The organism is Neisseria sp. P0021.S006 (assembly GCF_051956895.1).
The window spans coordinates 1-871 of sequence record NZ_JBQCWZ010000557.1; the positions used below are offsets into that span (position 1 = coordinate 1).

Annotated in this window: 1 protein-coding gene and 1 pseudogene; both read right to left on the reverse strand. The window is 45.6% G+C overall.

All coding sequences use genetic code 11. The annotated features are described in order from the left end of the window. Positions 1–336, reverse strand: a 336-nt coding sequence (locus ACTHUM_RS15655; RefSeq protein ID WP_440403374.1) for an RtcB family protein, incomplete at its 3' end; no start/stop codon positions are given. Positions 337–733: 397 nt separating this feature from the next. Next, a pseudogene (locus tag ACTHUM_RS15660) lies at positions 734–871 on the reverse strand (prephenate dehydratase); the annotation flags it as partial.

Sequence of the window (871 nt, forward strand, 5' to 3'; positions counted from 1 at the left end):
TAATAAATCGACCTGTTCGTCTTTATCTAGCGGCGTATCGATATTGCCAAGCTGTTTGGCGAGTTTGGCAGGTTTGAGTTTGGCCGCGCGTAAATCGGTCTGCCAAAACGCCATGCCGCAACCGATGTCGTTTCCAATCAGGGCAGGATAAAAATGACGGTCGCTGAAAAATGCCGCGCCAACCGGATAACCGCGCCCTGCGTGTAAATCCGGCATTCCGGCAACGCGCAACATATGCGGTAATCGGGCGGTGGTTTCAAGCTGTGCGACAGCGTTGCCTTCAATCCATGTATTTGAATCGGCAATAATTTGAATATGATGGGAATAATTGCCCATGTGTTTATGCTTTCTTTTAAACGGATAGAAACCGTCAACAGATGACAATAGGTATCTACCGTCTGCTAAATGTTCAGACGGCCTGGTTTCTAGCCGATAATCGTAGGGAAAGCAGCCCGAAGCGGGCGACATGGAATGCGAAAAGCGTTATCCGAAAGTCAGACCTACGCTTGGGCTGCAAAGAATGTGATTGAGCGGATTGAAGTATTGCGTGTCATGGCTTGCTCCTTTCTTTGCATGAAAATATTAAAAACGTTCGGATTATAGAAGGTTCATTTCCAATCATGCAAACTTACTGACATCAATCTGCCAATGATGTTGCATAAATGGCAACTATTGAGAACATAATTTAGGCCGTCTGAAAACTTTTCAGACGGCCTTTGATACCCAATAATCCTTACAAAACAACGGTCGGATAAGAGCCGACAACTTTCACGAAGGAAGCGCGTTCACCCAAAAGCTGCAAGGCTTTTTGGACACTTTCATCGCCTTGATGGCCTTCGATATCAATGAAGAACAGATATTCCCACAAAAC